At 70.5% G+C, this 7,848-nt stretch carries 8 protein-coding genes; 5 read left to right on the top strand and 3 right to left on the bottom strand.

Going from position 1 to position 7,848, the window contains the following annotated elements; translation table 11 throughout:
* The first annotated feature begins 50 nt into the window (after window positions 1–50).
* The 5 genes from IO24_RS0134675 (at window position 51) to IO24_RS0134655 (ending at window position 4,545) form a co-directional block, all read left to right on the top strand.
* Entirely contained in the window at window positions 51–1,418 is a 1,368-nt protein-coding gene (locus tag IO24_RS0134675) for a class I adenylate-forming enzyme family protein (protein WP_045296977.1), read from the top strand.
* A gap of 22 nt (window positions 1,419–1,440) precedes the next feature.
* Window positions 1,441–1,686: an acyl carrier protein gene (locus tag IO24_RS0134670; RefSeq protein WP_031142895.1), complete on the top strand. Its 246-nt coding sequence runs from the start codon at window positions 1,441–1,443 to the stop codon at window positions 1,684–1,686.
* Window positions 1,687–1,850: 164 nt separating this feature from the next.
* On the top strand, window positions 1,851–2,765 hold the full coding sequence (locus IO24_RS0134665; RefSeq protein ID WP_078899483.1) for an ABC transporter ATP-binding protein: 915 nt from the start codon (window positions 1,851–1,853) through the stop codon (window positions 2,763–2,765).
* Window positions 2,762–3,610: an ABC transporter permease gene (locus IO24_RS0134660; RefSeq protein WP_031142891.1), complete on the top strand. Its 849-nt coding sequence runs from the start codon at window positions 2,762–2,764 to the stop codon at window positions 3,608–3,610. The genes IO24_RS0134665 and IO24_RS0134660 overlap by 4 nt, the downstream gene beginning before the upstream one ends.
* A 113-nt stretch (window positions 3,611–3,723) precedes the next feature.
* Window positions 3,724–4,545: a TetR/AcrR family transcriptional regulator gene (locus tag IO24_RS0134655; protein ID WP_031142889.1), complete on the top strand. Its 822-nt coding sequence runs from the start codon at window positions 3,724–3,726 to the stop codon at window positions 4,543–4,545.
* Between the two features lie 67 nt (window positions 4,546–4,612).
* Here the strand turns inward: IO24_RS0134655 and IO24_RS0134650 are convergent, their stop codons facing one another.
* The 3 genes from IO24_RS0134650 to IO24_RS0134640 all read right to left on the bottom strand — a co-directional run bounded on the left by IO24_RS0134650 (window position 4,613) and on the right by IO24_RS0134640 (window position 7,806).
* The gene (locus IO24_RS0134650) at window positions 4,613–5,728 is read right to left on the bottom strand and encodes an SIS domain-containing protein (RefSeq protein WP_031142887.1); all 1,116 of its coding nucleotides are present in this window, start codon (window positions 5,726–5,728) and stop codon (window positions 4,613–4,615) included.
* A gap of 35 nt (window positions 5,729–5,763) precedes the next feature.
* Window positions 5,764–6,507 (bottom strand): SDR family NAD(P)-dependent oxidoreductase, encoded by a 744-nt coding sequence (locus IO24_RS0134645; protein WP_031142885.1) that lies wholly within the window; start codon window positions 6,505–6,507, stop codon window positions 5,764–5,766.
* Window positions 6,508–6,570: 63 nt separating this feature from the next.
* Window positions 6,571–7,806, bottom strand: coding sequence for a cytochrome P450 family protein (locus tag IO24_RS0134640; RefSeq protein WP_063768082.1), 1,236 nt, complete (start codon window positions 7,804–7,806; stop codon window positions 6,571–6,573).
* Window positions 7,807–7,848 lie beyond the last annotated feature (42 nt).

Raw genomic sequence — 7,848 nt, 5'->3', positions numbered from 1 at the left:
CATAATCACCCTGCTAACTTCCCGATTCTTCCAGCCGGTGAGGGAGAGGCATGGCAATCGCGTCCTGGTGGGGTGAATCATTGCTGGGCGCCGGTGCGGACCGGCAGCCCTGGGTTATTTCCCGCACTGCGGAATCCCGATCCGAACTGCGGTCCGCGGTGGCCGGACTCGGCCGTACATTCCGCGATCATGGAATAGGCGAGAACAGTACCGTTCTGCTCCGCATGCGGCCGAGTCTCACCTATGTCCGTGTACTGCTCGCCCTGTGGAGCCGGGGCGCGCAGGTCCTCCTGGTCGACTTCCGCGCCACACCCGCCGAGTACGAACCACTGGCCGGGCTGCTCCGGCCCCAGCACGTGATCGACTCCGACGAGCACACCGGCCCGGCGACCGGCTTCGAGGAGGAGGTCCCCTTCCGCGTCCGCTCCCGGCCGTCCGGACGCCCCGCCGCGTCCGACGACCGCCTCGTCCAGTTCAGCTCCGGCTCCACCGGCCGGCCCAAGGTGATCGGCCGCACCCCCGCCTCGCTCCTCGCCGAGCTCGACCGCCACGCCGCCCTGCCGGAACTGCCCGGCGCCGGCGACCGGTTGGTGCTGCTCAACTCCCTGGTGCACACGATGGGCCTGGTCACCGGCGTCCTGCACGCCCTGCGGCAGGGCGCGACCGTGGTGCTGCCGCCCCTGCCCACGCCGGCCGAGGTGCTGCGGGCGGCCCGGGAGACGGACGCGATGGCGATCTACGGGGTGCCGGCCCACTTCGAACTGCTGACCAGGACTCCGCAGGTGCCCCCGCTGCCCGCGCTGCGGCTGGCCGTCACCGGCGGTGAACGGCTGCCCGCCGAGGTGTACGAGGAGTTCCACCGCAGGTACGGGGTCCGCATCAGCCAGGTGTACGGGGTGACCGAGACGGGTCTGCTCGCGGCCGGGCTGCACGGGCCGCGCCCGCCGGTGCTCGGCGCCGCGGTGCCCGGGGTCGAGACGAAGATCGTCGACCAGGAGCTGTACGTACGCCTGGACCGGTCGCCGTACGTGTTCGACGACCAGCCCGACCGGTACGTCGACGGATGGCTGCGCACCTTCGACCGCTTCGCCGTGGACGACGCCACCGGTGCGCTGAGCATCCTCGGCCGGCTGGACTCGCTCGTCACCATCGGCGGCCTCAAGGTCGACCTCGCCGAGGTCGAGACCGTGCTGCGGGCGCACCCCGCGGTCGAGGAGGCGGTGGTGCTCCACCACGAGGTGATCGAGGCGTACGTCGGGGGCGAGGCGGCGCCCGGGGCGGGTGAGCTGATCGCCTGGTGCAGGGAACGGCTGGGCGCCGTCAAGATCCCCAAGCGGTTCTTCGTGGCCCCCGCCCTGCCGCGGAACAGGACCGGCAAGCTCGTCCGCGACCGGAACGCGATCCGCTCCACCCTGTGACCCGACCCGGAGGAGAACGGCAGTGATCAGCAAGGATGAGATCAGGGAGATCCTCTCCCAGAGCCGCTCGTTGGCGCTGTCCGCCGACGTCGGCGACGACGCGGAGTTCGTCATGGACTCCTTCACCATGGTCACCCTCCAGGCGTCCCTGGAGGACCGGTACGGCATCCGCATCGACCCCCGGTTCGAAGAGCTCCAGTCGCTGAACTCCGTCGACGAGATCCACGCGTACCTGCTCGACCGCTTCCCCGGACAAGCGGCCCGCTGAGTCGGCCGTCCTCCCTCCGCCCCTCCCGGGCCCGGCGCGCGACCGGTGCCGGGGAGGGGCGGCGTGCTAACGTTTTACGCTGTAATGAGATAGCGGAAGGAGGGGGAGTGACGTTGACTGCCGACGAGGCTGCGCAGCCCGCCATCGAGGTCACCGACCTGCGCATGAACTACGGATCCACGACCGTCCTGCACGGAGTGACCTTCCGGGTCGCCCGGGGCGAGGTCGTCGCACTGCTCGGCCCCAACGGCGCCGGGAAGACCACGACGATCGAGATCCTCGAGGGCTTCCGGCTGCGCTCCGCCGGCGAGGTGCGGGTCCTGGGCGCCGATCCGGCGCACGGCGACGAAGGATGGCGGGCCCGCCTGGGCGTGGTCCTGCAGTCCTGGCGGGACCACGCGAAGTGGCCGGTCCGCGAGTTCCTGGCCCACTACGGCTCCCTGTACGCGCCCTACTCCACAGAACGGATCACCCGTCCGCGTGACGTGGACGAACTCCTCGACGCCGTCGGACTCGCCGAGCAGGCCGGCCGCCGCGTCGGGCAGCTCTCCGGCGGTCAGCGGCGCCGGCTCGACGTGGCGATCGGCATCGTCGGCCGCCCCGAGGTGCTGTTCCTCGACGAGCCGACCGTTGGCTTCGACCCGGAGGCACGCCAGGAGTTCCACGCGCTGGTGCGCAGGCTCGCCGAGGTCGAGGGCACCACGATCCTGCTGACCACCCACGACCTGGGCGAGGCCGAGAAGCTGGCCGACCGCATCGTGATCCTGGCCCGGGGCCGGATCGTGGCCGACGCCGCCCCCGAGGAGCTGGCCCGGCAGGTGGAGACCGGCGCGGAGGTGCGCTGGGTCCGCGACGGCGAACGCTTCACCACCACGACGAGGACCCCGACCCGGTTCGTCCGCGAGCTGTTCGCCGCGCACGGCGCCGGCGTCGACAAACTCGAGGTCCGCCGGGCCACCCTGGAGGACACCTACCTGGCCATGGTGCACGCCGCCGAGTCCGGCCGCGACGGCACGGCGCTTCCGACGCTGGGCGCCCCGCGGACCGCCGAGGAGCGGGTGGCGGAGGTGTCGTCATGAGCGTGACCGCGACCGCGACCGCCGTCCGCAGCGGACTGGCGGCGGGCCGGATCGAGACCCGTCAGTCCCTCGCCAACGTCCAGGACGTCCTCGGCATGCTGTTCATCCCGGTCGTCCTGCTCGTCGTCGCCCTGCTCAGGCGCGGCTCCGACATCGGCGGCACCGGCTTCTCGCTCGGCTCCACCACCCTGGCCGGCCTGCTCGGCCTGACCCTCGCCTTCAACGGTTTCCAGGCCGTGGCCTTCAACCTGCTGATGGAACGCGAGGACGGCACCCTGCTGCGCGCGAAGGCCGCCCCCAACGGCATGATCGCCTACCTGATCAGCAAAATCGTCCACTCGGCGGCCACGACGCTGATCACCACCGCTCTGTTGCTGGTGCCCGGCGTGCTGCTCTTCGACGGCGTGCGCCTGGACAGCGTCGGAGCCTGGCTCACGCTGGCCTGGGTGCTCGTGCTCGGGATGCTCGCCACGATGCCGATCGGCGCCGTCCTCGGTTCGGTGCTCACCAACCCGCGCAACATCGGCGTCGTCATGTTCCCGCTGCTGGCGCTCTTCGGCGTCTCGGGCATTTTCTTCCCGGTCACCGAGGCACCGGAATGGCTTCAATGGATCGCCCAGGTGTTCCCCGTCTACTGGCTCGGGCTCGGAATGCGTGCCGCATTGCTGCCGGACGAGTTCGCCGCTGTGGAGATCGGGAATTCCTGGCGGTACGTGGAGACATTCTTCGCACTCGGTGCATGGGCCGTCCTCGGCCTTCTGCTGGCCCCCGTCGTGCTGCGCCGAATGGCACGCAAGGAATCCGGATCGGTCATCGAAGAACGCCGGAAAGCGGCCATGCAGTGAAAATCGGTGCGGGGCCGTCACGAGTTTAGTCGGCCCTGCACCGAGCACGGCTGCCGAGGGGGCCGTGCGGTAAGGTAATGACCATCCGGTTCGGTACCAGTCAAGGGGATGTGGTGGTGGTTTTCGCCGGCCAGGGAGATTTCCGTCGTTCTCTGGCTCTGCTGTGGCGCACCCCCGGCGCGGCGGTCGCCCGGAGCGGTCCGGGACCCCGTCCGGGACTGACCGTGGACACTGTCGTGGACGCCGGGATCGCCATCGCCGACGCCTCCGGGATCTCCGCGGTCTCCATGCGCGAGGTGGGAAAGCGCGTCGGGCGGACCGGAATGGCGCTGTACACCTATGTGCCCAGCAAGGACGAACTCGTCGACCTCATGTACGACCGCGCCCTCGCTGAACTGCCCACCGCATACGACCTCACGGACGGCTGGCGCGCCGCGCTCTCGGTCTGGACGCACGACTACTGGGCGTTCTGTCTGCGCCACCCCTGGACCCTTCAGGTCTCCCAGGCGCGCCCCGTCCTCGGGCCGAACGAGAACGCCATGCTCGAGAGCGTCCTGCGCATCCTCTTCGCGACCGGGCTGGGCGCGCAGGTACTGCGGCGGGTCGTCGGCACGCTGATCAACCACGTCCGGGGCGCCGCGCAGACAGTGATCGACTCCCGGCAGGCCGCCGCCGCGACGGGGGTCTCCGACGAGGACTGGTGGACCGCTCGCTCCGCGGCCTTCGAGGAGGTCGTGCCCGACTTCGCCGAGCGTTTCCCGACGGTCGTCCGGCTCGCCAAGGAGGCCGCGACGGCCCCGCCCGATCCGGAAGGGCCGTATCTGGAACGGGAGGCGACCGAGACCTTCGACGCCGGACTGGCGGTCCTGCTGGACGGAATCGAGGCCCTCGTCCGCCGCGGTGCGCAGGACGCGCCGCAAGCCCGGGTGGTGTGAGGCCGCTCGGGGCCCGGCGCCCGGAGCGCGCCACGGCGGCGGGCCCCGCCCCGGTTCTCCCGGGGCGTCAGCCCGACGTCTTCGTCATCGCGGCCTCGGCCAGGATGGAGGTCGTGTGGTACCACGGGTTGCCGGCGGCCTCGGAGATCAGGTCGCGGGACTTGGTGTCGTAGAGGCGGCCCAGGTGCAGCGCCGTGTGCTGGACGAACTCCAGCGCGGTGAAGTACTTACGCATGAACGTCGGCTGGTCGAGCGTGAACTCGGTCACCGTGACGTTCCGGTTCTGCGGGATGTCCCGGGTGAGCAGCCGGACCAGGTTGTCCGTCTTCTGCCGCGTGTAGGCGTCGTCGTCGCCGTCCCGGAACAGCAGGACGCTGTGCCGGCGGTCCGGGTCGGACAGTGTGGCGACCTCGCTGTGGCAGAACTCGTGGACGAAGTTCCGGGTCGCCGGTGCCATCGCCATCTCGTTGAAGTGCATCTTGGCCAGCTTCAGCAGGCTCATGTACCACTTCGGCGACGCCAGCATGATGATGTTCGCGTCCTTGGAACGCAGCGCGGTCGCGCGGGCCAGCTCCTCCATCGCCGGTGTGAAGTCGGTGGCCAGATGGCCCGCCAGGGCCGCGACCTCCGCCCGGTGGTCGTCCTTGATCAGGCCCAGCCGCGGGAACATGTCGAGCAGGATCGCGAAGTACTGGCCGACATGGAAGAGCGGGTACTCCCGGTCCGGTTCGCTCAGTTCCCACCGGGCCACCGACACCCCGGCCTGCCGTCCCAGCTCGGCCAGCCGGCCGCCGGAGGTCAGCAGCAGGGTGCGGTGGTAGCGGCCCGCGAGCTGGTGGAAGACCCGCACCGGCTCTTCGGAGTGGCCGCTGTAGGAGCTGATGACGAACAGTGTCCCCTCGTCGTCGACCACCGACTGCGGGACCAGGTACGGGAAGTCGTAGTCGTTGAAGACCAGGACCTCCACTCCCGCACCCGAGGCGTTGAGGAACGTCCCGATCACATCGGAGACGATCGCGGAGCAGCCCATCCCGGAGAAGACGATGCGGTGGAACTGCCCGCTTCCGATGCGCTCGCGCAGTTCGGGAGTGACCTCGGCGAGGGAGTACTCGCCGGACTTGAGGAAGTCGGAGCGATACCTGATCTTGAGGAAATCGGCGTACCGGTCGAGGCGTGCGAACATGAAAGGCTCTTCTCTCTCGAACAGGGCGGTGGGCGCTACCACATGAACTGGCCACCGTCGACGATGAGTTTCTGGCCGGTGATGTAGCGGGCCCCGTCGCCGACCAGGAACTCCAGGGCGTCCGCCATCTCCTCGGGCGAGCCGATCCGCCCCTGCGGGATCTCGGCGAGCAGCTCGGCGCGCGCCGTCGGATCGGCGACCCGGTACCGGGTGCGCATCTCCTCGGTGTCGATCATCCCCGGAATCAGGCAGTTGACCCTGACGGCCGGGGCCAGTTCCAGCGCGAGGCACTTGGTGAGATGCAGCAGACCCGCCTTGCTCGCGCAGTAGTTGACGCCGTTCAGCCGGGGCCGGATCGCGGTCGTCGCCCCGATGTTGACCACACTGGCGTCGCCCTCCAGACCGAGCATGGCCGGGGCGAAGGCCTTGGTCAGGTAGAACGGCCCGGACAGGTTGGCATCGAGCACCTGACGCCAGTCGTCGTCCGGCATCCGCAGGAACGGCCCGTCGATGTTGCGGCCCGCGTTGTTGACCAGCACACGGGGGGCGCCGTGCGCGGTCAGCACCCGCTCGGCGAAGGCGGCCACCGCCTCCGGGTCGGCCACGTCCAGGCGGACCGTCTCGACCTGATCGCCGAGTTCCTCGCTCAGCAGGTCCGCGGCGGCCTTGTCGGCGCGGTACACCGCGACGACGTGGTGGCCGAGCCGGGCCAGGCGCCGGCTGAGCGTGGCCCCGATCCCCTTGGTTCCTCCGGTGACGACAGCGGTACGGTTGGGCATGGTCCTCTCACCGTCTCTTCGGCGCGTCGGCGGACAGCTGGGCGTACGGAGCCCCCGCCCCGGTCATCCGAGGACGACCGGCAGTTCGCGGAAGCGGGTCCACAGCGGCATGGGCTCCAGGGCGAGTTCGGTGCGGTCGACGGCGAGCGAGAGTCCGGGGTGCCGCTCGAACAGCACCTGGAGCGCCACCCGGGCCTCCATCCGGGCCAGGTTGGCGCCCAGACAGAAGTGCACGCCGTGACCGAAGCCCAGATGCGGGTTGGGGGAGCGGGTGATGTCGAAGCGCTCCGGCTCCTCGAAAACGTCCGGGTCGCGGTTGGCGGCCGCGAGCAGCGGCAGCACCGACGCCCCCGCGGGCACGGTCTGCCCGTGCCACTCGATGTCCTCGACCGCGGTGGCCGGCCGGGTGCCGGTGATCGGCGGAAGATAGCGCGCCACCTCGTCGACCGCCGACCGCCACAGCGCCTCGTCGTCCGGCGCCGCGCGCAGCAGGCCGAGCTGGTCCGGGTGGTCCAGCAGGGCGGCCGCCGCGTTCGTGATCAGGTTGTACGTCGTCTCGTAGCCCGCCGTCACCAGGCTGAACACCATGGCCACCAGCTCGGTGTCGTCCAGCCGGTCGCCCGCCTCCTCGGCCTCGATCAAGCCGGTGACGAGGTCGTCCCCGGGCTCGGTCCGCTTGCGGGCGACCAGGTCCCGGGTGACGGCGACGAGGTCACGCACATGCGCCTCCCAGTCCTCCCGGGAGCCGCTGAACCCGCTCATCAGAGCCGTGACGCCCTGCTGGAAGCGGACGCGGTCCTGCTCGCCGACCCCCACCAGGTCGGCGATGACGGTGTAGGTCACCGGAAGTGCGAAATCCTGGCGCAGGTCGATCGGGCCGCCGTCACCGTCGCCGCCGAGCGCGTCCAGGCGCCGCTCGGCGAGCACCCGGACCTGCTCGCCGAGATGCTCGATGCGTTTCGGCGTGAAGGGAGCGGCCACCAGGGAGCGCAGCCGGCGGTGCTCGTCGCCGTCCTTCATGTCCAGCGTGGAACTGACCAGCCGGATGTGCTCGGGGATCTCCACGCCCGGCGGAGCTCCGTACGGGGACCGCAGCAGGCGGGGATCGGTGAGCAGCGCCTTGCAGTCCGCGTAGCGGGAGACCACCCAGACGTCCTGGGCGAACGCCCCGAAGTCCAGCCGGACCTGCCCCAGCGGGGCGTGCTCCCGCAGCCAGGTGTAGTGGGCGGGCGGATCGGCGGCGAACTCCGCACCCCCCATGACGATGGGCAGGGTGACGGAGCTTGGGGTGACGGTCATGCGGGTGCCCTCCTCCAGGCAGGGGTGCGCGGCACAGGCCGG

This window comes from Streptomyces flavovariabilis, assembly GCF_000725785.1.
Classification (GTDB): Bacteria; Actinomycetota; Actinomycetes; order Streptomycetales; family Streptomycetaceae; genus Streptomyces; species Streptomyces hawaiiensis.
The sequence above is the reverse complement of the archived record's forward strand: the minus strand, read 5'-3'. Positions and strand labels throughout refer to the sequence as shown.